The organism is Caulobacter sp., assembly GCF_039596335.1.
Taxonomy (GTDB): domain Bacteria; phylum Pseudomonadota; class Alphaproteobacteria; order Caulobacterales; family Caulobacteraceae; genus Caulobacter.
Window position 1 is genome coordinate 781,613 of record NZ_JBCNJZ010000001.1, and the last position, 23,299, is coordinate 804,911.

General features: G+C 67.7%; 20 protein-coding genes and 1 pseudogene. 15 read left to right on the top strand and 6 right to left on the bottom strand.

Features of this window, described 5'->3' with window-relative positions; translation table 11 throughout:
* Nucleotides 1-66: 66 nt before the first annotated feature.
* Nucleotides 67-1,878: pseudogene (locus ABDW31_RS03820) on the top strand (monovalent cation:proton antiporter-2 (CPA2) family protein).
* Here the strand turns inward: ABDW31_RS03820 and ABDW31_RS03825 are convergent.
* The 3 genes from ABDW31_RS03825 to ABDW31_RS03835 all read right to left on the bottom strand — a co-directional run bounded on the left by ABDW31_RS03825 (nucleotide 1,875) and on the right by ABDW31_RS03835 (nucleotide 5,073).
* Nucleotides 1,875-2,915: a helix-turn-helix domain-containing protein gene (locus ABDW31_RS03825; protein WP_343698293.1), complete on the bottom strand. Its 1,041-nt coding sequence runs from the start codon at nucleotides 2,913-2,915 to the stop codon at nucleotides 1,875-1,877. The pseudogene ABDW31_RS03820 and the gene ABDW31_RS03825 sit on opposite strands and share 4 nt — an antisense overlap.
* A gap of 343 nt (nucleotides 2,916-3,258) precedes the next feature.
* Nucleotides 3,259-4,290 (bottom strand): fatty acid desaturase, encoded by a 1,032-nt coding sequence (locus ABDW31_RS03830; RefSeq protein ID WP_184715862.1) that lies wholly within the window; start codon nucleotides 4,288-4,290, stop codon nucleotides 3,259-3,261.
* 114 nt (nucleotides 4,291-4,404) lie between these two features.
* Nucleotides 4,405-5,073 carry an OmpA family protein gene (locus ABDW31_RS03835; RefSeq protein ID WP_184715860.1) on the bottom strand — a complete coding sequence of 223 codons (669 nt, stop codon included), beginning with the start codon at nucleotides 5,071-5,073 and terminating at the stop codon, nucleotides 4,405-4,407.
* Nucleotides 5,074-5,251: 178 nt separating this feature from the next.
* Here ABDW31_RS03835 and ABDW31_RS03840 point away from each other — a divergent pair, with 178 nt between their 5' ends.
* Both ABDW31_RS03840 and ABDW31_RS03845 read left to right on the top strand, forming a co-directional pair.
* Nucleotides 5,252-6,187: an isopenicillin N synthase family oxygenase gene (locus ABDW31_RS03840; protein WP_184715858.1), complete on the top strand. Its 936-nt coding sequence runs from the start codon at nucleotides 5,252-5,254 to the stop codon at nucleotides 6,185-6,187.
* 88 nt (nucleotides 6,188-6,275) lie between these two features.
* Nucleotides 6,276-6,773, top strand: a complete 498-nt coding sequence (locus tag ABDW31_RS03845; RefSeq protein ID WP_184715856.1) for a DUF805 domain-containing protein — start codon at nucleotides 6,276-6,278, stop codon at nucleotides 6,771-6,773.
* 1 nt (nucleotide 6,774) lies between these two features.
* On the opposite strand, the gene ABDW31_RS03850 is transcribed toward ABDW31_RS03845, so the two are convergent.
* On the bottom strand, nucleotides 6,775-8,667 hold the full coding sequence (locus ABDW31_RS03850; protein WP_184715854.1) for a pilus assembly protein: 1,893 nt from the start codon (nucleotides 8,665-8,667) through the stop codon (nucleotides 6,775-6,777).
* Between the two features lie 121 nt (nucleotides 8,668-8,788).
* Between ABDW31_RS03850 and trmD the strand changes: the two genes are divergently transcribed.
* The 5 genes from trmD (at nucleotide 8,789) to ABDW31_RS03875 (ending at nucleotide 12,405) form a co-directional block, all read left to right on the top strand.
* Nucleotides 8,789-9,526, top strand: coding sequence for a tRNA (guanosine(37)-N1)-methyltransferase TrmD (trmD, locus tag ABDW31_RS03855; protein WP_184715852.1), 738 nt, complete (start codon nucleotides 8,789-8,791; stop codon nucleotides 9,524-9,526).
* A gap of 2 nt (nucleotides 9,527-9,528) precedes the next feature.
* Nucleotides 9,529-9,936: a 50S ribosomal protein L19 gene (gene rplS / locus ABDW31_RS03860; protein ID WP_221444603.1), complete on the top strand. Its 408-nt coding sequence runs from the start codon at nucleotides 9,529-9,531 to the stop codon at nucleotides 9,934-9,936.
* A 111-nt stretch (nucleotides 9,937-10,047) separates the two neighbouring features.
* Nucleotides 10,048-10,695, top strand: coding sequence for a glutathione S-transferase family protein (locus ABDW31_RS03865; RefSeq protein WP_184715850.1), 648 nt, complete (start codon nucleotides 10,048-10,050; stop codon nucleotides 10,693-10,695).
* Nucleotides 10,696-10,916: 221 nt separating this feature from the next.
* Entirely contained in the window at nucleotides 10,917-11,882 is a 966-nt protein-coding gene (locus ABDW31_RS03870) for a LysR substrate-binding domain-containing protein (RefSeq protein ID WP_184715848.1), read from the top strand.
* Nucleotides 11,883-11,949: 67 nt separating this feature from the next.
* Entirely contained in the window at nucleotides 11,950-12,405 is a 456-nt protein-coding gene (locus tag ABDW31_RS03875; RefSeq protein ID WP_184715846.1) for a hypothetical protein, read from the top strand.
* Between the two features lie 183 nt (nucleotides 12,406-12,588).
* On the opposite strand, the gene ABDW31_RS03880 is transcribed toward ABDW31_RS03875, so the two are convergent.
* A complete protein-coding gene (locus ABDW31_RS03880) occupies nucleotides 12,589-14,196 on the bottom strand; it encodes an MFS transporter (protein ID WP_343698294.1) in 1,608 nt (535 codons plus the stop codon).
* 88 nt (nucleotides 14,197-14,284) lie between these two features.
* On the opposite strand from ABDW31_RS03880, the gene leuC reads away from it, so the two are divergent.
* The 7 genes from leuC to ABDW31_RS03915 all read left to right on the top strand — a co-directional run bounded on the left by leuC (nucleotide 14,285) and on the right by ABDW31_RS03915 (nucleotide 22,278).
* Entirely contained in the window at nucleotides 14,285-15,718 is a 1,434-nt protein-coding gene (gene leuC, locus ABDW31_RS03885) for a 3-isopropylmalate dehydratase large subunit (RefSeq protein ID WP_184723562.1), read from the top strand.
* The gene (locus ABDW31_RS03890) at nucleotides 15,715-16,638 is read left to right on the top strand and encodes a hypothetical protein (RefSeq protein WP_184715842.1); all 924 of its coding nucleotides are present in this window, start codon (nucleotides 15,715-15,717) and stop codon (nucleotides 16,636-16,638) included. Before leuC ends, ABDW31_RS03890 begins: the two co-directional genes overlap by 4 nt.
* Before the next feature lie 11 nt (nucleotides 16,639-16,649).
* Nucleotides 16,650-17,258 (top strand): 3-isopropylmalate dehydratase small subunit, encoded by a 609-nt coding sequence (leuD, locus tag ABDW31_RS03895; protein WP_184715840.1) that lies wholly within the window; start codon nucleotides 16,650-16,652, stop codon nucleotides 17,256-17,258.
* Between the two features lie 48 nt (nucleotides 17,259-17,306).
* Nucleotides 17,307-17,609, top strand: coding sequence for a putative quinol monooxygenase (locus ABDW31_RS03900; RefSeq protein ID WP_184715838.1), 303 nt, complete (start codon nucleotides 17,307-17,309; stop codon nucleotides 17,607-17,609).
* Between the two features lie 12 nt (nucleotides 17,610-17,621).
* Nucleotides 17,622-18,674: a 3-isopropylmalate dehydrogenase gene (leuB, locus tag ABDW31_RS03905; RefSeq protein ID WP_184715836.1), complete on the top strand. Its 1,053-nt coding sequence runs from the start codon at nucleotides 17,622-17,624 to the stop codon at nucleotides 18,672-18,674.
* Nucleotides 18,675-18,794: 120 nt separating this feature from the next.
* Nucleotides 18,795-20,600 carry a methyl-accepting chemotaxis protein gene (locus ABDW31_RS03910; RefSeq protein ID WP_184715834.1) on the top strand — a complete coding sequence of 602 codons (1,806 nt, stop codon included), beginning with the start codon at nucleotides 18,795-18,797 and terminating at the stop codon, nucleotides 20,598-20,600.
* Between the two features lie 64 nt (nucleotides 20,601-20,664).
* On the top strand, nucleotides 20,665-22,278 hold the full coding sequence (locus tag ABDW31_RS03915) for a long-chain fatty acid--CoA ligase (RefSeq protein WP_184715832.1): 1,614 nt from the start codon (nucleotides 20,665-20,667) through the stop codon (nucleotides 22,276-22,278).
* Between the two features lie 18 nt (nucleotides 22,279-22,296).
* Here the strand turns inward: ABDW31_RS03915 and ABDW31_RS03920 are convergent, their stop codons facing one another.
* Complete coding sequence (locus ABDW31_RS03920; protein WP_184715830.1) at nucleotides 22,297-23,295, bottom strand: aldo/keto reductase; 999 nt, start codon at nucleotides 23,293-23,295, stop codon at nucleotides 22,297-22,299.
* Between the last annotated feature and the right edge of the window lie 4 nt (nucleotides 23,296-23,299).

Below are 23,299 nucleotides of genomic sequence, written 5' to 3' on the forward strand. Positions count from 1 at the left end.
ATCAAGGATCGACCCCGCGCCGCGACGATGCCAAAAGACCCGAGGAATCGGACAGGGGGATGACGGATGGCGGGTGAAGCGGCGGAACACGGCGTCAATCTGGCCCAGGTCGTGGCCGTGCTGGGCGCGGGCGTGGTCGCAGGACCGATCTTCAAGCGCCTCGGGTTCGGCTCGATCCTCGGCTATCTGCTGGCCGGGATCATCATCGGTCCGTTCTGCCTGCAGGTGCTCGACGAGCCCCAGACCATCCTGCACATCGCTGAGCTCGGCGTGATCATGTTCCTGTTCATCATCGGGCTGGAGATGCGTCCGGCCCGTCTGTGGGGCATGCGGCGCGACATCTTCGGCCTGGGCGCGGCCCAGGTGCTGGGCTGCGGCGCGGCCATGACCGTGGCGGCCCACTTCGCCGGCCTGTCCTGGCCGGTGGCCTTCATCGGCGCCATGGGCTTTGTGCTTTCGTCCACCGCTGTGATCATGCAGATGCTGGAAGAGCGCGGCGAGGCCTCGGCCCCGCGCGGCCAGCGGGCGATCTCGATCCTGCTGCTGGAAGACCTGGCCATCGTGCCGCTGCTGGGCGTGGTGACCCTGCTGTCGCCGCGCGGCGGCACGGGCGGCTCGTGGGCCATCGACATGCTGATCGCGTTCGGCGCGCTGGTCGGCCTGTTCGTCGCCGGTCGCTGGCTGCTGAACCCGCTGTTCCGCCTGCTGTCGGCCGCCAAGGCGCGTGAGGTGATGACCGCCGCCGCCCTGGCCGTGGTGCTGGGCGCGGCTTGGCTGATGGACCTGTCGGGCCTGTCGATGGCCATGGGCGCTTTCCTGGCCGGCGTGCTGCTGTCGGGCTCGGCCTATCGCCACCAGCTGGAGGCCGACGTCGAGCCGTTCCGCGGCCTGCTGCTGGGCCTGTTCTTCATCGCCGTCGGCATGTCGCTGGACCTCGGCGTCGTCGCCAGCCAGTGGCAATTCCTGGCCCTGATCGTGGTCGGACTGATGGCGATCAAGGCGGCCGGCATCTATGTCGTCGCCCGTCTGTTCAAGGCCTGCAACAACGAGTCCGCCAACCGCGCGGCCCTGTTCGCCCAGGGCGGTGAGTTCGCCTTCGTCCTCTATGGCGCGGCCGCCCAGGCCGGGGTGATCGGCGCGCGCGACAACGCCCTCTTCACCGCCGCGGTCATCATGTCGATGATCCTGACCCCGTTCGTGGTCATGGCCGTGCGCCGCATCACGCCGGACGATCCGCTGGCCCTGGACAATGTCGAGGAGCCGGACGGCCTGTCGGGCAGCGTGCTGGTCATCGGCTTCGGCCGCTTCGGCCAGGTGGTCTGCCAGTCGCTGCTGGCCCGCGGCGTCGACGTCAGCATCCTGGACCTGGACACCAAGCGGGTGACCAACGCCGCCCCGTTCGGCTTCAAGGTCTATTAAGGCGACGGCTCGCGCCCCGACATCCTGCACGCGGCCGGGGCCGGCAAGGTCAAGCTGATCGCCGTCTGCATCGAGGACGTCGCCGCCGCCAACCGCATCGTCGAACTGGCCAAGGCCGAGTTCCCGCAGGCCAAGCTGATGGTCCGCGCCTATGACCGCGGCCACGCTCTGGACCTGATCAAGGCTGAGGTCGACTACCAGATCCGCGAGACCTTCGAGTCGGCCATGGTGTTCGGGGCCGAGTCCCTGCGCCTGATGGGCCTGAACGACGAGGAAGTGGCCGAGACCAGCGAGGACATCCGCGCCCGCGACGCCGAACGCTTCGAGCTGGAGATGACCGGCGGCATCTATGCGGGCGTCGGCCTGCTGCACGGCAACGCCCCGGTCCCTGGTCCGCTGTTCAAGCCGCGCAAGCCGTCGGACGCGTCCGTCGCGCTGGGCGAAGAACCCGCGACCTAGGCGGCGTCGAGGGCGCGCAGCCAGTCCGGCAGCGCGCCCGACGCGGGCTGGAGGCCGTTGGCGCGCGCCGCCGCGGCCCCGCCCAGGCTGCGCGCCTCGCCCGGCGTCATGTCGAAGCGGGCCTTGAACGCCCGGCTGAAGCTTGACCAGACTGTGAAGCCATAGCGCTCGGCCACCTGGGCCATCGCCAGGGGCTGGCCAGGATCCGACAAGGCGTCGAACACCCGGCGCAGGCGGCGATTGCGGATGTGCTCGCTGACCCCGCCCAGCGGCGCGAACAAGCGATAGAGCGACGCGCGCGAGACCCCGAACTTGCGGCACAGCAGCTCGGCGTCAAGGGCCGGGTCATGCAGGTTGGCGTCGATAAACCGGCGCATACGGGCGCGCTGGGTTTCGGCCGCCGCGCGGGTCGCCGCCTCGCCGCGGTGGCCCAGGGTCAGGCCGGCCAGCAGATCGGTCGTGGCGCGACCGACGCCATAGGCTTCGTCCGGGTGCAGATTGGGGGCCAGGCGCATCAGGCTCTCGGCATGAGCGCGCAGCAGCTGGGCCCCGGCGCTCTCGCGGCGCAAAACGAGGCCGTGCAGCGGATCCAGGTCGATGTCGCGGGCGTCGAAGGCGTCGCGCGGCAAGGCCAGGTTGATGTTGGTGCAGTCGGCGGTGTTGGACTCGAAGGTCCGGGTCAGGTCCAGCAGGCAGACGTCGCCGGGACGCGCGATCATCTCGTCGCTGTCGGTGCGGCGATGGTCGACGCCGCCGACGATGACCTGAACCAGCACCAGCTCAAGACCCGTAGCGGCGACCTTCCGCGCATCGCGGCCATAGGTGAAGGTCGCCTGGCTCATATGGGCCTCTCCCAGCACCATCGAGCCGATGTTGAAACTTTCGATCCAGAGATCCGGCCCTTGCTCGCCAGCGTCGCGCAGGCGGGTGTCGAAGACCGGAGCGATGGCCTCGGCATAGGCCTCGGCGCCCAGGCGACCCGGGGTCAGGCGAGTGCCGGCTTCGAACTGGGGAAGCGTCGAATCTGACGACGACATCAGGGTGAACTCGGACCAACGATACGCGAGCCGCCAGCCAGACCCCGAAAGATCAGTCGCGTCAATGTCCTCAGATGTTCCGTGCGCGGTGTCTCAGATTCATGACCCGGTGTCTCAAAGCGGGCGCAACCCGTTGCTCGGTCTGGGCTTGCGCCCTACGCGAACGGCTGGCGACCCGGTCGAAGCGTCATTCCCTTTGCGACGACCGAGCGCCCCGCGGTGAGATCCGCCCGTCCTCGGTGGGGGTTAAATCGGGTCGGAGCCGGATCCCCGCGCGAAACACCGCAACTGCCGCGACGCGGACGCCACCACGTCCGCGTCGTTCTCTTGTCTAGACGACGGGTTAGGGCTTGCGACCGGCGCGACGGAACAGTCCCGCCAGGGCTTCGAACAGCCCCTTCTGCGACGCATGGTGATAGATCGAGTCCGGGCCCAACGCCTCGGCCAGACGCGCATGAGCCTTGCCCAGGTTGTGATACGGCAGGCGCGGCAGCAGGTGGTGCAGGGCGTGGTAGCGCAGGCCGACCGGCGCCCACAGTTCCGAGGCCAGGTTCGGCGGCGGCACGTTGACCGAGTCCAGGAACTGCTCGTCCAGGGTCATCTTGTCCCCCTCGTTGTCCCACAGGTGCGCCGCTAGGGTGCGGGCCTGGTTGACGAAGGTGGCCAGGGCGAAGATGGCGAAGCCGATCAGGAACACCCGCACCGGCAGCAGGCCGGCGAACACCGCGCCCAGCAGCATCCACGACCACAGCCAGCAGGCGACGTCCTGGATCAGCCACGCCGTGCGCGGCTTGTTCATGTCCTCGCGGACGAAGGCGGGATTGATGATCATGGCCGACAGGCGCGTCTTCACGTAACGGCGCATCGGCGGGATCAGGAACGACAGCGGCGTCAGGATCGCCGAACGGATCAGGGCCCCCAGCGGCGCCAGCAGAGCCACGAACAGGAAGCCGGCCAGCGACAGTGGGGTGAAGCGCGACAGCGGCATGTATTCTGGGTCCAGCGCCGTGCCATAGCGATCCTTGACGTGGTGGACGTTGTGCACGCCCTCGTACATCAGCGACGGCGTCATCAGCGGCACGCCGACCAGCACGTTCCAGGCGACGCGGAAGCCCGGAACCTCGTCGTCGCGCATGTGGGTCAGTTCGTGGATGAAGACCAGCGCGCGATACAGCGCCAGGATGCTGACCGCGCCAGCGATCAGGCCGATCGCCAGACTGGAGGTCGTGGCCGCCACGGCCAGGCCGCCCCAGGCCAGCACCGACGAGACCAGGAGGTCCGCCCAATAGATCGCCGGGTTCGGGCGCATCAGGTCGCCGGACAGGGCAAAGGCCTGCTTGGTCAGACTGACGCCTTCGCTCGCCAACTTGTTCACTTCAACCTCACGCCGCGCCCGCCACCCCGTAGCAAGGTGACGAATTGGCGACGGCGCGAGGGAAAAGCAACCGTTTGGATCAAGGGCGCGACGATTCCGCGCCCCTAACCCCCCTTAGGTGAGCGGACGCAGGATGATTTCCACCCGGCGGTTCTGGGCGCGACCGGCGGCGGTGGCGTTGTCGGCGACCGGCTGGCGGATGCCCATCCCGGCCACGAAGACGCGGTCGGGCAGGACGCGGCCCTGCTGGGTCAGGTAGCTGGCCACAGCGCCGGCGCGACGCTCCGACAGGGCCTGATTGTAGTCGGCCGCGCCGCTGCTGTCGGCATGGCCAACCACGTCGATCGTCGTCTGCGGATAGGCGTTCAGGGTGCGGGCCACGTCGTCCAGCACGCGGGTGAATTGCGGCTGCACGTCCGAGCGGTCGACGCCGAAGGTCACGTCGCTGGGCATGACCAGCACGATCTGGTCGCCGTTGCGGCGGATCATGACGCCCGAGGTTTCCAGGCTGCGGCGCAGGTCGGCCTGCTGGCGGTCCATGTAGTTGCCGACGGCGCCGCCGGCCAGCGCGCCGATGCCGGCGCCGATCAGCGCGTTCTTGCGGCCCTGCTCGCCCTTGTTGGTGTTGGTCAGATAGCCCAACAGAGCGCCGCCGGCGGCGCCGGCCAGGACACCCGTGCCCGTGTTGTTGCGCACCGGCATGCCGGTATAGGGATCGGTGGTGGAACAGGCGGCCACGGCCCCCGCGCCGATCAGCACGGCCGTCAAAGCAATCTTGCGCATTCTCGCACCCCTGGACTGTTTGCTGTAAATCAAGGTCAATCGGGCAAACGCCCGACTTATGGTCAAGTTCCGAACGCCACGCCCGCGCGACGACGAACAGCCTTCGTTTCGCCCCGCCTCCGGTGTAGTAAGAAGGGACTTACCTATTCAAACGCTTGCAGACTCAAGGCCCGCCGACGTGTCCAATTCCGCCATCGATCCGGTCTCCTTCTCCCTCTACGCCAAGGATTTCCCGCGCTTCGCCCAAGAGCTGGGCGCCTCGTTCGAGCGCTACGGCTTCGCGGTGCTGTCGGAATACGACCTAGACCAGAGCCGCATCGACGCGGCCGTGGACAGCGCCAAGGCCTTCTTCGCCCTGCCGGAAGACACCAAGAAGCAGTACGCCGGGATCAAGGGCGGCGCGCGCGGCTACATCCCGTTCGGGGTCGAGACCGCCAAGGGCGCCACGCACTACGACCTGAAGGAATTCTGGCACATGGGCCGCGACCTGCCGCCCGGCCACCGCTTCCGCGCCACCATGGCAGACAACGTCTGGCCGGCCGAGATCCCGGCCTTCAAGCATAACGTCAGCTGGTTCTACAACGCGCTCGACACCATGGGCGGCAAGGTGCTGGAGGCGATCGCCACCTACCTGAAGCTGGACCGCGACTTCTTCAAGCCGACGGTCGAGAACGGCAACTCGGTGCTGCGCCTGCTGCACTATCCGCCGATCCCGCAGGACGCCACCGGCGTGCGCGCCGGCGCCCACGGCGACATCAACACCATCACCCTGCTGATGGGCGCTGAGGAAGGCGGCCTCGAACTGCTGGACCGCAACGGCGACTGGCTGCCGATCAACCCGCCCCCGGGCTGCATCGTCATCAATATCGGCGACATGCTGGAGCGCCTGACCAACCACGTCCTGCCCTCGACCATCCACCGCGTGCAGAACCCGCCGCCCGAGCGTCGCCACATCCCGCGCTACTCGACGCCGTTCTTCCTGCACTTCGCGTCGGACTACGAGATCAAGACCCTGCCCAGCACGATCACCGCCGAGAACCCGGACCGCTATCCCGAGTCGATCACAGCCGACGAATTCCTCCAGCAGCGCCTGCGCGAGATCAAGCTGGCCTAGGCTCGCCACAACCTCCGAAAGATTCCTTGCACACGCTCGCCTCGACGTCATGGTCGGGGCGGGCGTGTTTGATTCTGGAGGTTGGGCAATGAAGTTCCTGCGGCGCAATCTGAGCGGACTGACCGACTTCTCGGGCCGCGACCCGCGCGGGATCTTCTGGCCCTATGCGGGCGTCGTCGTGGTCGTGCTGATGCTGGTCATGGGCGCCGGCAACATGGCCTTCATCGGACAGGCGATGTCGGCCACCGACGGCATGCCCAACCTGATCGGCATGGTGCTGGTGATGGCCGTCGAGATCGCCGCGGCCGTGGGCCTGCTGGCCGCCGCGGTGACCCGCCGCCTGCACGACACCGGGCGGGCCGGCTACTGGGGTCTGGCGCCGCTGCTGTCCCTGACTCTTGGCCTCGTGGGCTTCAGCTTTTTAATGCGCGGCATCGAAAAGCCGCTTCCGGGCTTCGAGCTGTTCTTCTTCGCGCTGTTCTTCAACAACCTGCTCTATCTGGGCGCGCTGGTGCTGCTGATCGTGCTGCTGGCGCAGCCCTCCAAGGCCGACGCCAACCGCTACGGCGAACCCCCGCCGCCCTGACCTATTTGGCGATGCGCAGGGCCGAGATCTCCTGGGCGATCGACTTGAACGCCGTCTTCAGTTCCGAGCCCGTGGCCGGGAAGAAGGCGTATTCTTCCTTGCTGGCGCAGTACTTCAGGACACTGGTGGCCGTGGCGTCGTCGACGTCGAAGCCCACCGTGTAGACCCGCAGGTCGTACTTGGCGTCCTTCATCTCCTTGCACAGCGCCCGGGTCTGGGCAAAGGCGTCGCCATTGGTGGCGTTGCAGGTGATGTGATCGGCATAGTCGCCGCTGCCCGCACCGGCGTCGCGGGAGATGACCCCGTTGCAGTAGGGCGTGTTGAACGCGCCATCGGTCATCAGCACGACGACCTTCATCAGGTTGTCGGTCTTGTAGGCGGCCGGGCGCTGCACGGCGTTCGGCCAGAGATAACCGAAGTTCGGCGACACCATGTACCAGCCCCAGGCGAAGCCGATCTGGCCCGCGGTCGAGCCGCCGATCGTCAAGGCGTTGATCTTGGCCTTCAGCGCCTCGCGGTCGCTGGACAGCGGCACGATCTCGGAGGTCGGGCAGGGGTTGTACCGGTTGCTGGGCACCCCATCGTCCTTGGTCGTCGGATAGTTGCGCCCCACCAGCGACGTGCTGGGGGCCGCATCGGTATAGGCGTCGGAACCCGTGCGCTCGGTCACGCAGGTGCTGAGCGTGCGCGTCGTGTCGTTCGAATACATGTTCTTGAAGGTGTACTTCTGGCACCCGGGGTTGGTGCTGGTGTTACACGTCGCTGTACCGCCCCCGGTATAGGTCGATGTCCCAGGGCCATTGACGCCGGTGTCGAATGTCGTCGTTGTCAGCGAGGCGATCGAACGGGTGACGCCGTTCAGGGCGGTATAGCCCCTCATGCCAGCGTAGGCGATCAGATCACCGGTGATGAAGCCATGGGCCACGCTGGTGGTGATCACGATCGAACAGTCGCTGGTCGTGCACTTGGTGACCGTGCCGCCGGAGCTGTAGCCAGAGGACGAGGACCAGGTGCCGCTGGTGTCAGCGCCGGTCAGGGTGAAGGTGTTGGTCGTCCGGGCGCTGATCACGTAGTACTTGTTGTTCAACGGCGTAACGTTCGACGTTCCATTGATCCCGGCGATGTAGACTGTATCCCCCACCGCATAGCCGTGGCCGTTCGATGTAAACACGGCGTTCGAAGCCTTGCTGACCCCAGTAATTGACCGCGAGGCGCTGGCCGCCCAGGCCGCGCCGGTAATGTTGCGCACCGGAACCGGGCCCCGCACAGCGTCCGCATAGTCGCCGACATTGACGCCCATCGAGTACGGCACGATCGCCACCTTCGAATAGAACGGCGTCTGGACGTCCTTGACGATGATGTCGACGAGGTCCGAGGCGCCGGTCTTCAGGTCGGTGATCCGCGAGCCGCTCATCGAGCCGGTGATGTCCAGCACCACGGCCACTTCCAGATCCTTGGACGACCGCACGACCTCCGAGGTCGCGTTGACCGTGAAATCCTTGTTGGTCCACAGATTGGCGATCACAGGCTTAAGGGTCGCGCTGACCGAGCCCAGGATGCGGCTCTTGTCGCCCGCCTTGAAGGTGGAGTCGCTGCCGGTCAGGCCCAGGTTCAGGCCGGCGATCTCGGCCACGAAGGCCGCGTCGCCAACCTTGTCGAGATCGGCGTCGGTGACGGCCGTCGAGCGCGCCGCCATCAGGGTCGCCGCGTCCAGGGCGTCCTGCATCTGCCGGCGCTGCAGGCTGATGCGGCCCAGGTCCACCAGGGCGAACACGATCACCGCCAGCGGCAGCGCCAAAAAGGCGAACTGAACGGCGATGGCGCCGCGCTGATCACGACGCAGGCGGACCAGGAAGTCGCCGATGCGACGGAAGAGGCGGGTCGGGGTCGACATGACGGCGGTCCGGACGAGGAATTTCGCCGGAACCCTGCCTCAGGAGGGGTGAACAAGCCGAAAACGGCGCCGTTGGCCGACGCCCTTCGACTCTCGCCGCCGGTGCGGCTAAAGAGCGCTGATGCCGTTCACCGCAACCGTCCTGACCATGTTCCCCGACGCCTTCCCAGGCCCGCTCGGCGTCTCGATGATCGGGACCGCCTGGAAGGAACAGGATCTGTGGCGCTTGGAAACGCTGGACATTCGGGCCTTTTCCAAGGATAAGCGCGGCTTCCTCGACGACACCCCTGCGGGTGGCGGCGCGGGAGCCGTGCTCAAAGCGGACGTTATCGCCTCTGCGCTCGACAGTGTGGAGCTGGATGGTCGGCCGCTTTTGTACATGAGCGCCCGGGGCAGGCCCCTGACCCAGGCGCGCGTAAGAGAGTGGTCCAAGGCGCCCGGTATCGTGGTGCTGTGCGGCCGCTTCGAGGGGGTGGATCAGCGGGTGCTCGACGCCCGCGGGTTCGAGGAGGTCTCGGTCGGAGACGCGGTCCTTGCCGGTGGCGAGGCGGCGGCGATGGTCGTGATCGAGGCGTGCGTTCGATTGGCCCCGGGTGTGCTGGGGAACATCGAGAGCACGTTAGAAGAAAGCTTCGAGGACGGTCTCCTGGAGCATCCGCAGTACACGCGACCGCGGACGTTTGAAGGACAGGACATCCCCGAGGTGCTGCTGTCGGGCGATCACAAGCGGATCGACCAATGGCGCAAGCGTATGCGTGAAGAGACTACTCGCGAGCGGCGCCCCGATCTTTGGGACGCGCATCTCGCCAATCAACAGGCAAAAGGCGGCCCAAAAACGGGTAAGCCCAAGGAGAAATGATCATGGCGATCAACATCATCGCTCAGCTCGAGCAAGAAGAATCGGCCCGTCTGCTGGCCGCCCGCGCGATCCCGGACTTCCGTCCCGGTGACACCCTGCGCGTCAACGTGAAGATCAAGGAAGGCGAGCGCGAGCGCGTTCAGGCCTACGAAGGCGTCTGCATCGCCCGCGCCGGCACCGGCGTCCACGAGAGCTTCACGGTCCGCAAGATCTCGTTCGGTGAAGGCGTGGAACGTCTGTTCCCGCTGCTGTCGCCGAGCATCGAAAGCATCGAAGTGAAGCGTCGCGGCGTCGTCCGTCGCGCCAAGCTGTACTACCTGCGCGACCGTCGCGGTAAGTCGGCCCGCATCGCCGAGCGCTCGGGCGCTCCTAAGGCGTCGGCCTCGGCTGCGGCTTCGTCTGAAGACTAAGCCTTTCGAGCTTCGAAACGAACGAGGCCCCGGTGGAAACACCGGGGCCTTTTTCGTTGCGCCGGCGCCGCCATCGGCTTGAATGGGCGCGGGGCACGGGAGAGCGCCGACATGATCACCGTATTCGGCGAGGGCCGGGGCTTTCGGGTCGTCTGGCTGTTGGAGGAGATGAGGCTGCCCTACCGGCTGCGGCCCGTGGACATGCTGGCCGGGGTCGAGAACGATCCGGAGTTCCTGGCCATCAATCCCGCAGGCTTCATTCCGGCGATCCAGGACGGCGACACGATCATGGTCGAGTCCATCGCCATCATGGAATATCTGATGGCCCGCTACGGACCGACGTCGCTAGCGCCGCCCCCGCAGGACCCCGCCTTCCCGGCCTATCAGCAGTTCCTGCACCTGGGCGAGGCGGGTCTGGCGATGCCCATGTTCATGACCGTGGTCAGCCAGATTCTCGCGCCCGAGGCCGAGCGCGACAACTGGGGCGCGCGCAAGGGTCGGGCAATGTTCGAGGGCCGCCTGCGCCTGGTCACGCGTCAGCTGGCCCAGGCGCCGTTCATGGCCGGCGAGGCGTTCACGGCCGCCGACATCTCAGTGACCTACGCCCTGGAGTTCGCCCATCGCACGGTCGGCTATCCTCTCGGCGAGGCGGAGTGGGCCTATATCGAGCGGACCACCGCCCGCGACGGCTACAAGCGGGCGATGGAGACGTGCCAGGCGACCAAGGCCTGGGCGGAGGCGAACCCCCGCCCGGCCTAGCGCGGCGCTAGGATACGGGGGTGCTTGCCAGGCGCGCTCGGCGCGCGCAGCAGCGCCCACAGCTGCCGTAGGGCCAGCAGCCAACCGAATTCGGTTTCCTTATGGGTCTTGAGGGCCAGGTCCATCATCTTCGCCTTCCGGGGCTTTCCAATGCCCTGAAGATCGACGTTCGGCGACCGAGTGACAAACGCGGCCTCCTTGGATATGCATAAACTTACCTTATGGCCGACATCCTCGCCCGCCTGCCGCTCAGCGCCCTCCGCGTGTTCGAGGCGGCCGCTCGTCTGAAGAGCTTCACCCGTGCAGCCGACGCTCTGGGGGTGAGCCAGGCCGCCGTCAGTTGGCAGGTCAAGGCGCTGGAGCGACAGCTGGACCAGCCGCTGTTCCATCGCCTGCCCCGCGAAGTGACCCTGACCCCGGCCGGCGAGCGCCTGTCGCGGGCGGCGACGGAAGCGATGTCCCTGCTGCGGGCGGCGGTGTCCGACCTGGTCGAGACCGACGAGGGCGTGCTGTCGATCACCACCCTGCAAAGCCTGGGCGGCCAGTGGCTGGCCCCGCGCCTGGGCGGTTTCCAGATCGCCCACCCGCGCATCGCCGTGCGGCTGGAGGCCTCCAGCCGGGTCGTCGACCTGGCGCGAGAAGGTGTCGACATGGCCATGCGCGGCGGCCACGGAAACTGGCCTGGCATGACCAGCCACTTCCTGGTCCCCGCCGTCCAGACGCCCATGGTCTCGCCGGATTTGCTGGCCCGGGTCGGGGGCCTCGAAAAGCCTGAGGACCTGCTGGAAATCCCCCGCATCGGCATCGCCCGCGAGTGGGACGAGTGGTTCCAGGCCGCCGGGGTCAGCGACCATCCGCAACGGCCGGCGCCGCGGCTGGCCTCCGACGCCCAGGCGCTGGAAGTCGCCAGCGCCCTGGCCAGCCACGGCGCAGCCCTGGGCTCACCGATCTTCTTCGCCCGCGAGCTGGCCGAGGGGCGGCTGATCATGCCGTTCGACGTGGTGGCCCGCTATACCGGCGGCTACTGGCTGGCCTATCCCAGCGAACGCGCCCGGGTGCGAAAGATCGCCGCCTTCCGCGACTGGGTGCTGGCGCAGGCGGCCGCCGACCCGCTGATCGCCCACTACGCCGCCGTAGCGCCGCTGGAGCGTCCTGCAGCTTCACCCTTGACGCGCCCCGCCGGATAACCTTCAGGTTGAATTTTAGAGATCGATCGCGCCAAACCGTGACCCGGCTTCGAACCTGGAAGAGCTCATGCGCCAAATGATGAAGGTGGCCGGCCTGCTGACCATCCTGGCCGTGTCCAGCGGCTGGGCGGCCCAGACAAGCTCCAACCTCCCCTCGTTCCCCGGCAAGCCCGATCTCCTGGCGCCCAACGGCTTGCGAGGCCTGGGCGTCGACCTGGCCGAAATCCGTCTCCGCATCGTCGGCGGCTACGATGGCGTCCGGATCCGCCGCGGGGACATGACGCTGGTCCGCACCTTGGCGGGGGTGCGGTTCTACAAGATTGGCGGGGGGCTTTATGTCGATCGCGACGGCGATCATGTCATCGACGCCTGTGCGGCCTATGTCCCAAGGACCGGAGTGGTCACCGCAGATTGGAACTGTGACGGGCGGGGCGATCAGCTGCTGTTCGACCTGATCCCGCCCCCGCCCATCCGTTCGCCACAGGATCTGGCGCGTCGCCTTGAAGGCCTCGACGGCTACTGACGGCCGCGCGTCCGTGCGAACGCACGATCCTTGACAAACCTCCGTTCCGTGAGATGGTGAAGGCACCCCCGGTTCAGGCCGGGCTTCCAGACCGTCTTCTTTCTAGCGGACGGCCCTCTTCGGGCGGAGCCATCGGCCCCCGAAGGCAAAAACGATGCTAGGGCGCGCTAGAACAGGCGCGCCCTATGTCGTTCTAGAAACCTTTCGAACCCGTCGCTTGCCGCCGCGCCGCGTCTTCTCGGCGTCGCGCTCGGCTTGGCTCTCGCGGGCCCGGCGCAGGCGGCGCTGGACGCGGGCGTCGCGCAGCAGGGCGGCCGGCACGTCGGTCAGGAACTTCAGCCCCGCGATCGGCGAGAGGTTGCGCACGTCGCGGCGGGCCTGGGCGATGACCTCGCCGACCATGGCCTTGCTGTCGACCTCGCCCGCCTCCGTGACCAGCGACAACCGGTGCAGGGCGTAGAGGCCCAGCACGAAAGCGATCAGGAAGTAGAAGTCCCAGTTGGACACCCGCAGCGGCATCAGGGTCAGCACGTCGCCGGGGCTGGTCCAGCGCAGCAGGATCTCCAGCCGGCGGGCGGCGAAGAAGTCGGCGAACACCCCGCCCAGCACGGGCGCCAGGCCGGCGGCGGCCGAGCTGATCAGGGCGTTGGCGGCGATATAGGCGGTGGCCGAGCCGCGCGGCGACAGCTTCATGGCGATATTGCCCGACGACAGGGTCACGCCGGCCGTCGCCAGGCCCATCAGGGCGTGCAGCCCGACCAGATAGGCCATGACCCAGGCCTTCTCCTGGATCTGCGAGGCCCCGACCATGGCGGCGATGCACAGGATGAACAGCGGCGCGGCCACGGCCAGAACCGACTTGTTGGCGAAGCGGTCCGACAGCAGGCCCCAGCTGCGCAGGGCCAGCACATTGGTCGCCTGGCTGACCACCCCCAGGATGACGACGAAGGTGATGTCCAGGCCCAGCTGCTTGACGAAGAACACCGTGAAGAACGGCGTGGCCAGATTCACCGCGAACTGCCAGCTGGCCAGGAACATGATCAGCCGCCGAAAATTCTGGTCCTTCAGTGGAGCCTTCAGCAGCGGCAGCAGCTTCACGCGCTCGGACGCCGCCGGCATCCGAGGCTCGGGTGTCAGCGCCAGTTCGCGGCAGCTGAGCAGGCCCATCACGAAGCCGAACAGATAGAGCCCGCCGAACGCCAGCGGCCGCCAGGTCGAGCCCTCGGGCGCGCGGTCCAGGGCGAAGGCGGCGGCCAGGCTGGCGATCAGGGCGACGACGGTGGCGTTGATCGTCCGCTTGGCGAAGATCTGGCCCAGACGCTGCTCGGGGGCCAGGTCGCGGACCCAGGCGTTCCAGGCGCAGCCCCCGAACGTGGCGATCCCGCAGAAGAACACCTGCAGCGCCACCAGTATGGCCAAGGTCGCGCCACCAGCGTTGGGCAGGATGGCCAGGGCTGCCATACCGACCAAGGCGCAGCGGCTGAGCAGACTGGCCAGAATGGCGATGCGTTTCCGCGTCCGCAGCCGCTCGACCATCAGCACGCCAGGGGCCTGCAGCAGCTGCACCCAGAAGGTGATCGCCGCCAGCAGGCCGATGGTGGTGTTGGACGCCCCCAGGTGCAGGGCGAAAGCGGTCAGGATCACACCGCTGGTCACGGCCGTGCAGGCGTTCGAGAACCCGGCCTCGACCACCAGGTGGCGCAGGCCGCGCTCGCGATCCTCGTCCGTCAGTTGCGCCGTCGGGGCAAAAAACATGCGCACCACCAGCCTAATGGCGTCCACACGGGGCACGAACGCGCGCCGCAGCGCGCTCGAACACGTTATTTTGGGCGTTTCCTCGCTTTACGCATCCCTCGCGAAGGCCTAGATGCGGGGCGCTATGACCCGCGCAGCCAAGACCCTCTACGACAAGATCTGGGACGCACACGTCGTCAACGAACAGGACGGCGAAGCGATCCTCTATATCGACCTGCACCTCATCCACGAGGTGACGACCCCGCAGGCCTTCGCCGGCCTTCGCGCGGCCGGCCGCAAGGTGCGTCGTCCCGACCGCACGCTCGCCGTGGCGGACCACAACATCCCGACCGAGGGCCAGGCCCTGGGCGTCGATGCGGTGGCCGACGAAGAGGCGCGCCTGCAGCTCAAGACGCTGGCCCGCAACGTCGCCGACAACGGCATCGAATTCTTCCCGATGGGCGACATCCGCAACGGCATCGTCCACGTGGTCGGTCCCGAGCAGGGCCGCACTCAGCCGGGCATGACCATCGTCTGCGGCGACAGCCACACCTCGACCCATGGCGCCTTTGGGGCCCTGGCCCATGGCATCGGCACGTCCGAGGTCGAGCACGTGCTGGCCACCCAGACCCTGCGCCAGAAGAAGGCCAAGAACATGCTGGTCCGCGTCGACGGCCAGCTGGGCCCGGGCGTGACCGGCAAGGACATCGCCCTGGCCGTGATCGGCGAGATCGGCACCGCCGGCGGCACCGGCTATGTCATCGAGTTCGCTGGCCAGGCCGTACGCGAGCTGTCGATGGAGGGCCGCATGACCCTCTGCAACCTGACCATTGAGGGCGGCGCCAAGGCCGGCCTGGTGGCGCCGGACGACAAGACCTTCGACTACATCCTGGGCAAGCCCGCCGCCCCCAAGGGGGCGGCCTGGGACATGGCCGTCAGCCACTGGAAGACCTTCTTCACCGACGAGGACGCTGTCTTCGACCGCACCGTCGTCATCGATGGCGCGGCCCTGGTCCCGATGGTCACCTGGGGCACCAGCCCTGAGGACGTCGTGCCGGTCACCGGCAACGTCCCGGACCCGGAAAGCTTCGCCACGCCTGACAAGCGCGCGGCCGCGCACCGGGCGCTCGACTATATGGGCCTGACCGCCGGCCAGCCGATCTCGGACGCCAAGATCGACCGCGTCTTCATCGGCTCGTGCACCAACAGCCGGATCGAGGACATGCGCGCCGCCGCCGCCGTGGTGCAGGAAGCCTTCCTGCACGGCCGCATGGTGGCTCCGCACGTGAAGGCGATGGTCGTGCCGGGCTCGGGCCTGGTGAAGGAACAGGCCGAGGCCGAGGGCCTGGACGCCATCTTCAAGGCCGCGGGCTTCGACTGGCGCGAGCCGGGCTGCTCGATGTGCCTGGCCATGAACCCCGACAAGCTGGCCCCGCAGGAGCGTTGCGCCTCGACCAGCAACCGCAACTTCGAAGGCCGCCAAGGCCGCGCCGGCCGCACCCACCTGGTCTCGCCCGCCATGGCCGCCGCGGCGGCGATCGCCGGCCACCTGGTGGACGTGCGGACCCTGCTGTCGTGACCCTGCTGGTCGTCCTCGCCATGGCCGCCTCGACCTTCTCCGCTCCGCTGACCCTTCCCAAGGTCGCCAAGGTGGAGATGAGCGTCGAGCGCTCGCGCGAGGACGTCCGCAACGGCGAGATGAAGAGCGCCAGCGCGTTCACCCGCTATGAGAAGACCATCGAGGCCCGCGACGGCGGCTATCGCGTCACGCTCAAGCCGGTCGAGACGCGTCTGCCCGAGCTGCCCTCGGAGACCGACCAGGCCAAGCTGCAGGCGGCCGTCGAGAACCTGACCAACCACACCTTTGTCTACGCCGCCGACGAGAGCCTGGCGCCGAAGTCGATGGAGGGCTGGTCGAGCATCATCGCCGAAATCCGCAAGACCCTGACCGCCCTGGTCGGCGACTCGCCGGAAGGCCAGCAGGCCCTGGGCGCGGTCGTGCCGGTGTTCGAGCGCATGAACCCGCAACAGGCCGCCGCCGTCCTGCTCAAGGAAGACGGCTTCCTGACCATTCCGGTCAATGTCGACCTCGAGGCCGGCAAGCCGCACACCTATGAGGACCGCCTGCCCAATCCGCTGGGCGGCCCGCCGATCAAGGCCGACGGCGTCATCGCCTTGGAGACGATCGACACCGCGCGCAACGTCGCCGTCGTTCGCTGGACACTGACCCTGAACGCTCAGTCGGCCAAGGACAGCATGGCCGTGGCGCTGGAGGCCCTCGCCGCGCGCATGCCGCAGAAGCCGGGCGCCCCCGATCCCCGGACCGCCCTGGCCAGCCTGAAGCTGGATCGCACCAGCGGCTGTCTCTACGAGATCGATCTGAAGACGGGTCTGCCGCTGAAGGCCGACTGCGAGAGCCTGATCACCTCATCCGACCCGAGCGGCCAGACCGCCACCCGCACCGAACGCTGGGTCATCACCCAGAGCCTGAAGACCTGAAGGAGGGCGCCATGAAAGCCTTCACCCGCCTCGATGGCCGCGCCGCTCCTCTGGAGCTGGCCAATATCGACACCGACCAGATCATCCCCAAGCAGTTCCTCAAGACCGTGGAACGCGAAGGGCTGGCCAAGGGCCTGTTCTACGACTTCCGCTTCGACGCGGACGGTCAGGAAATCGCTGACTTCGTGCTGAACAAGCCCGAGTACAAGGGCGCTTCCGTGCTGGTGGCCGGCGACAACTTCGGCTGCGGCTCGTCGCGTGAGCACGCCCCGTGGGCGCTGATGGACTACGGGATCATGTGCGTGATCTCGACCAGCTTCGCCGACATCTTCTTCAACAACTGCTTCAACAACGGCCTGCTGCCGGTGGTCGTGAAGCCCGACGAACTGGCCGCCCTGATGGACGAGGCCAAGGGCGGCAATCACATGGTCAGCGTCGACCTGGAAACCCAGACCGTGGTCTCGCCGTCGGGAAAGACCATCCGCTTCGAGATCGATCCGGTCCGCAAGGAGAAGATGCTCAAGGGCCTGGACGCCATCGGCGAGACCCTGCAGCACGGCGGCGACATCGACGTCTTCGAAAGCAAGCGCGCCATCAGCCAGCCCTGGATGGAAGCTTAAAGCCCCTCCCCTCTGGCCCTTCCCCACGAGGGAAGGGGGAGACGCCCGATGACCCTGATCCTCGCCGGCACGATCCGCATCGCGCCCGAACGTTTGGCCGACCTGCGACCGCATCTCCGCGCCCAAGTCGAAGGCACCCGCGCCGAGCCGGGCTGCCTGGACTATGCCCTGACCGAGGATCCGCTCGATCCGGGCCTGATCCGGGTCTACGAACACTTCGAGAGCGAGGCGGCGCTGGAGCACCACCGCGCCACGCCGCACATGGCCGCCTGGCGCGCCGCCTGCGCAGATCTGGGCGTGCACGGCCGCGACCTGCAGTCCTTCGACATTTCCGCCTATCGCAAGATTTAGAGAGAGCCTCCCATGTCCACCCTGCTGCTCCTGCCCGGCGACGGCATCGGTCCTGAAGTCTGCGCGCAGGTGCGTCGCGTGGCGGCCGCCCTCACCCCGGACCTCAAGGTCGAGGAAGCCCCCTATGGCGGCATGAGCTACGACGCTCACGGCACGCCGCTGCTGGACGAGGTCCGCGACCAGGCCATCGCCAGCGACGCGGTGCTGATGGGCGCCGTCGGCGGTCCGCAATGGGCCAACGCCCCGCGCCACCTGCGCCCCGAGGCCGGTCTGCTGAACCTGCGCAAGGCGATGAACGTCTACGCCAACCTGCGCCCTGCCTATTGCTTCGAAGCCCTGGCCGGCGCCTCCAGCCTGAAGCCGGAGCTGGTCTCGGGCCTGGACATCATGTTCGTGCGCGAACTGGTGGGCGGCGTCTATTTCGGCCAACCGCGCGGCATAGAGGACCTGGCCGACGGCCAGAAGCGCGGCTTCGACACCCAGACCTACACGACCAGCGAGATCGAGCGCGCCGGGCGCGTGGCCTTTGAGCTGGCCCGCGGCCGCAAGAACAAGGTCCATTCGGCCGAGAAGTCGAACGTGATGGAGTCGGGTCTTCTGTGGAAGCAGGTGATCACCGACCTGCACGCGCGTGAGTATCCGGATGTCGAGCTGGAGCACATCCTGGCCGACAACTGCGCCATGCAGCTGGTGCGCGCCCCCAAGCAGTTCGACGTCATCGTCACCGACAACCTGTTCGGCGACATTCTGTCGGACGCCGCGGCCATGCTGACCGGCTCGCTGGGCATGCTGCCCTCGGCCGCCATCGGCGATCCGGAGAAGCCGGGCCTGTACGAGCCGATCCACGGCTCGGCCCCTGACATCGCCGGCAAGGGCTGGGCCAATCCGCTGGCCGCCATCCTGTCGTTCGAAATGGCGCTGCGCTGGTCGCTGAAACAATCCGAGGCCGCCGACGCCCTGCTGGCTGCGGTCAAGAAGGCACTGGACGACGGCGCCCGAACCCGCGACCTGGGCGGAAAACTTGACACAGCGCAAATGGGCGACGCCGTTATCTCAAATCTCTAAACCCGATCCGAGTACAACGTCATTAATATAACATTGTTCACCTACAACTTCACAATGAGTTCTTAAAAGTTATCCCCGAATTCCTCAGTTCAACACGGGGCTGTGCAGGAATTCGGGGATATGCGTTTTCAGGACCTCAAAATACCGGTGAAGCTGGGTGTCGCCTTCTGCGCACTCATCCTGGCTTCCGCGATTTCGTCGGGTGTGGTGTTCACCAGCCTGCAGCGCATCGACAAAGCGTCGGCCAGCGCTCAGCACACCCTGGCCCTGTCAGCTCAGGGCGAGCAGATCATGACCCTGGTGCTGGAGCAGCAGAACGCCCTGCGCGGCTACGTGATCATGGGTGACCCCAAGTTCGCCGACACCTACCAGGAGTCCAAGGCCGAGTTCGACGCCGCCCTCGTCGCCTTCGAGAAGAAGACCATCCTGGCCGAGCAGCGCGAGCGTATCCAGACGCTGCGCGCGGCCATGGCCGAATGGCGCCAGACGATCGGCGAGCCGACCATGGCCCTGATGGCCGATCCTGCGACCGGCCGCGCCCAGGCCGGCGAACTGACTGGCCGCAAGAGCCTGTCGAAGATCCGCGCCGCCCAGAAGGACCTGATCGATGCCGCCCGCGCCCGCGTCGCCCAGCGCCAGCAGGAACGCGAAGACGCCCAGGCCATGGCCAACTGGTCGCTGATGATCGGCGGGGCCGCCTCGCTGGTGATCGCCGCCCTGATGGGCGGGATGCTGTCACGCACCATCGGCGCGCCGGTCGCAGCCATGACCCAGGCCATGCGCCGCCTGGCCGCCGGCGACAACAACGTCGACGTTCCGGCCATGGGTCGCAAGGACGAGGTCGGCGAGATGGCCAGCGCCGTCGCCCACTTCAAGACCGCCGCCGTCGAGAAGCTGCGCATGGAAGCCGAGGCCGCTGCTCAGCGCGCCCAGGCCGAGAGCGAGCGTGAACAGCGCGAGCGCGAGAAGGCCGCCGAAGCCGCCGCCGACGCCTTCGCCATGGACAGCCTGGCCCAGGCCCTGGACCATCTGGCCGCCGGCGATCTGACCCACCGCATCACCGCCCCGCTGGCCCCGAAGACCGAGCGCCTGAAGCGCGACTTCAACGCCGCCGCCGACCGTCTGCGCGACGTGCTGCGCGGCATCAACGGCGCCACCGGCGGTATCCATGCGGGCTCGGAAGAGATCGCCCAGGCCTCCGACGACCTGTCGCGTCGCACCGAGCAGCAGGCCGCCAGCCTGGAAGAGACCGCCGCCGCCCTGGACGAGATCACCGCCACGGTCCGCAAGACCGCCTCGGGCGCCATCGAGGCCTCGCAGGTTGTCGCCCAGGCCCGCGCCGGCGCCGAGCGCTCGGGCCAGATCGTCCAGCAGGCCGTCTCGGCCATGAACGAGATCGAGACCTCGTCGGGCCAGATCGGCCAGATCATCGGCGTGATCGACGAGATCGCCTTCCAGACCAACCTGCTGGCCCTGAACGCTGGTGTTGAAGCCGCTCGTGCGGGTGAAGCTGGCCGGGGCTTCGCCGTCGTGGCCCAGGAAGTTCGCGCCCTGGCCCAGCGTTCGGCCGACGCCGCCAAGGAGATCAAGACCCTGATCTCGACCTCGTCGCAGCAGGTCGAGACCGGCGTCAGCCTGGTGGCCCAGACCGGCCAGGCCCTGCGCGCCATCGTCGACCAGGTCGCCTCGATCGACAGCCTGGTCAAGGAAATCGCCGCCTCGGCCCAGGAACAGTCGACCGGCCTGCACCAGGTCAATGTCGCGGTGAACCAGATGGACCAGGTCGTCCAGCAGAACGCCGCCATGGTCGAGGAAGCCACCGCCGCCACCCACTCGCTGAAGGGCGAGGCCGGCGAGCTGGCCGGACTGGTTGGCCGCTTCCGCACCGAGGAAAGCCGTCCCGGCGTCGCTGCGCGCGCTGCGTAACGCCTTCCACGGACGCCCTTTCCCGATCTAGGCTCCTTCCAACAATAAAAGTTGGGAGGAGCCGATGATCCCGGGGCTCATGCAGACCGCGCCGCTACTGATCAGCGGCGTCCTGACCTACGCCGCCCAGGCCCACGGATCGCGTGAGGTCGTCTCGCGACGGATCGACGAGCCCTTGTGGCGCTCGGACTATGCGGGCCTGGCCCGCCGCGCCGCCCAGGCCGCTCATGCCCTGCGCCGGCTGGGGATCAAGCCCGGCGACCGCGTCACCTCCTTGGCCTGGAACACCCATCGGCACCTAGAGCTGTTCTACGCCGCGCCTGGCATCGGCGCAGTCTTGCACACAGCCAATCCGCGCCTCTCGGACGAGCAGATCGTCTACACGATCAATCACGCCGAAAGCGCGGTGCTGTTCTTCGAGCGCAACTTCGCGGCCCTGGTCGAACGGCTGGCCCCGCAGCTGACCACCGTGAAGACCTTCGTCATGCTGTCGGACGCCGAGCGCACCGAAGGCGACGCCGCCAGCTACGAGACCCTGATCGCGGGCGAGCCCGAGACGATCGATTGGCCGGTCTTCGACGAGAACGCCGGGGCCTTCCTCTGCTACACCTCGGGCACGACGGGCGATCCCAAGGGCGTGCTCTATTCGCACCGCGCCGTGGTGCTGCACGCCATGGCCGGCGGCCTCAACAGCGCCTTCGGCTTCACGGCCTTCGACGTGGCCATGCCCTGCTCCAGCCTCTATCACGCCACCGCCTGGGGCGTGCCGTTCAGCGCCCCGCTGTGCGGCGCCAAGCTCGTCCTGCCTGCCGACAAGATGGACGGGGCGAGCCTGCACGAGCTGATCCAGACCGAGGGCGTCACCTTCACCGGCGGCGTGCCGACCATCTGGACGATGTATCTGGATTGGCTGGAGAAGACCGGCCATCAGCCGGACAGCCTGAAGAAGGTCGTGATCGGCGGCAGCGCCGTGCCGCGCGCCATGGCCGAGGCCTTCAAGCGCCGCCACGGCGTCCAAGTGCTGCAGATCTGGGGCATGACCGAGACCTGCCCGATCGGCGTTGTCGCCACTCCCACGCCCGCTCTAGCCGCTCTTGGTGAGGAGGCGATGGACGAAGCGATCTGGACCCGCCAAGGCCGGCTGCAATTCGGCATCGAACTGCGCGTCGAGACCGACGATGGCCAGGAAGCGCCCTGGGACGGCGAGACCTCAGGCGCGTTGCTGGTTCGCGGCCCGTGGGTGGTGCAGCGCTATTTCTGCAAGGACCAGGACGCCGCCCGTCCCGACGGCTGGTTCGACACCGGCGACATCGCCACGCTCGACGCCAACGGCTTCATGCGCATCACCGACCGCCAGAAGGACGTCATCAAGTCGGGCGGCGAGTGGATCAGCTCGATCGATCTCGAGAACGTCGCCGCCGGCTGCCCGGGCGTGAAGGTCGCCGCCGTGGTCGGCGTGCCCCATCCGAAGTGGGAGGAACGCCCCCTGCTGGTCATCGAGGCCCATGATGGCGCGGACGTCAGCAAGGCCGCCGTGCTCGACTACCTGGCCCCGCGCATCGTCAAGTGGTGGACGCCCGACGACGTGGTCTTCGCCGCCGTGCCGCTCACTGCCACAGGCAAGATCGACAAGAAGGTCCTGCGCGAGGCCTGGCGGGGGCACCTGGGCGGCGCCTAAGCGCCCCCGCCGCAAGGATCAGCGCTCGCTGTCCAGGTGCGCCATCATGGCCTGGGCGTAGCGCGTACCCGCCACGGCGTCCTGCGGCACGGCGGCCTCGATGGCAGCCAGGTCCTGTGGGGTCAGGTTCACCTCGAGCGCGCCCAGGGCCTCGGTCAGGCGATCACGGCGGCGGGCGCCGATCAGCGGCACGATGTCGTTACCGCGCGAAGCCACCCAGGCGATCGCGGCCTGGGCCGTGGTCACGCCCTTGGCCTCGGCGACGCCGCGCAGGGCCTCGACCAGCTTGAGGTTGGCGTCCAGGTTCTCGCCCTGGAACCGCGGGCTGATGGCGCGGAAGTCACGACCGACGCCCTCCGAGCGCTGCTTGCTCCAGTGGCCGCTGATCAGGCCACGCGACAGCACGCCATAGGCGGTCATGCCGATGCCCAGCTCGCGCAGGGTCGGCAGGATCTCGGCCTCGACCGTGCGCGAGACCAGCGAGTACTCGATCTGCAGGTCGACGATCGGCGCGACCTTGGCGGCGCGGCGGATGGTGTCGGCGCCCACTTCCGACAAGCCGACGTGGCGGACATAACCGGCCTGGACCATCTCGGTGATGGCGCCGATGGTGTCCTCGATCGGCACGTCCGGATCCAGGCGCGAGGGGCGGTAGATGTCGATGTAGTCGACGCCCAAGCGCTTGAGGCTGTAGGCCAGGAAGTTCTTGATGGCGGCCGGACGGCTGTCATAGCCGAGGAAGCCGCCCATCGGGTCCCGCAGGGCGCCGGTCTTGACGCTGATGACCAGCTTGTCGCGCTTGTGGCTCTTCAGCGCCTCGCCGATCAGCATCTCGTTGTGGCCCATGCCGTAGAAGTCGCCGGTGTCGATCAGGGTGATCCCCGCCTCGACCGCCGCGTCGAAGGTGGCCAGGCTCTCGGCGCGGTCACTGGGGCCGTACATGTCCGACATGCCCATGCAGCCGAGGCCGAAGGCCGAAACGACGGGGCCGGTCTTGCCGAGTTGATGCGTCTTCATCTGA

Excerpts from the sequence above, each read along its gene's own strand:
- ABDW31_RS03825 (WP_343698293.1), bottom strand. The coding sequence starts at position 2,915 with ATGTCGTCGTCAGATTCGACGCTTCCCCAGTTCGAAGCCGGCACTCGC.
- ABDW31_RS03835 (WP_184715860.1), bottom strand. The coding sequence starts at position 5,073 with ATGCGCAAGATTGCTTTGACGGCCGTGCTGATCGGCGCGGGGGCCGTG.
- ABDW31_RS03845 (WP_184715856.1), top strand. The coding sequence starts at position 6,276 with ATGAAGTTCCTGCGGCGCAATCTGAGCGGACTGACCGACTTCTCGGGC.
- ABDW31_RS03850 (WP_184715854.1), bottom strand. The coding sequence starts at position 8,667 with ATGTCGACCCCGACCCGCCTCTTCCGTCGCATCGGCGACTTCCTGGTC.
- trmD (WP_184715852.1), top strand. The coding sequence starts at position 8,789 with ATGCCGTTCACCGCAACCGTCCTGACCATGTTCCCCGACGCCTTCCCA.
- rplS (WP_221444603.1), top strand. The coding sequence starts at position 9,529 with ATGGCGATCAACATCATCGCTCAGCTCGAGCAAGAAGAATCGGCCCGT.
- ABDW31_RS03865 (WP_184715850.1), top strand. The coding sequence starts at position 10,048 with ATGATCACCGTATTCGGCGAGGGCCGGGGCTTTCGGGTCGTCTGGCTG.
- ABDW31_RS03870 (WP_184715848.1), top strand. The coding sequence starts at position 10,917 with ATGGCCGACATCCTCGCCCGCCTGCCGCTCAGCGCCCTCCGCGTGTTC.
- ABDW31_RS03875 (WP_184715846.1), top strand. The coding sequence starts at position 11,950 with ATGCGCCAAATGATGAAGGTGGCCGGCCTGCTGACCATCCTGGCCGTG.
- leuC (WP_184723562.1), top strand. The coding sequence starts at position 14,285 with ATGACCCGCGCAGCCAAGACCCTCTACGACAAGATCTGGGACGCACAC.
- leuD (WP_184715840.1), top strand. The coding sequence starts at position 16,650 with ATGAAAGCCTTCACCCGCCTCGATGGCCGCGCCGCTCCTCTGGAGCTG.
- ABDW31_RS03900 (WP_184715838.1), top strand. The coding sequence starts at position 17,307 with ATGACCCTGATCCTCGCCGGCACGATCCGCATCGCGCCCGAACGTTTG.
- leuB (WP_184715836.1), top strand. The coding sequence starts at position 17,622 with ATGTCCACCCTGCTGCTCCTGCCCGGCGACGGCATCGGTCCTGAAGTC.
- ABDW31_RS03910 (WP_184715834.1), top strand. The coding sequence starts at position 18,795 with ATGCGTTTTCAGGACCTCAAAATACCGGTGAAGCTGGGTGTCGCCTTC.
- ABDW31_RS03915 (WP_184715832.1), top strand. The coding sequence starts at position 20,665 with ATGATCCCGGGGCTCATGCAGACCGCGCCGCTACTGATCAGCGGCGTC.
- ABDW31_RS03920 (WP_184715830.1), bottom strand. The coding sequence starts at position 23,295 with ATGAAGACGCATCAACTCGGCAAGACCGGCCCCGTCGTTTCGGCCTTC.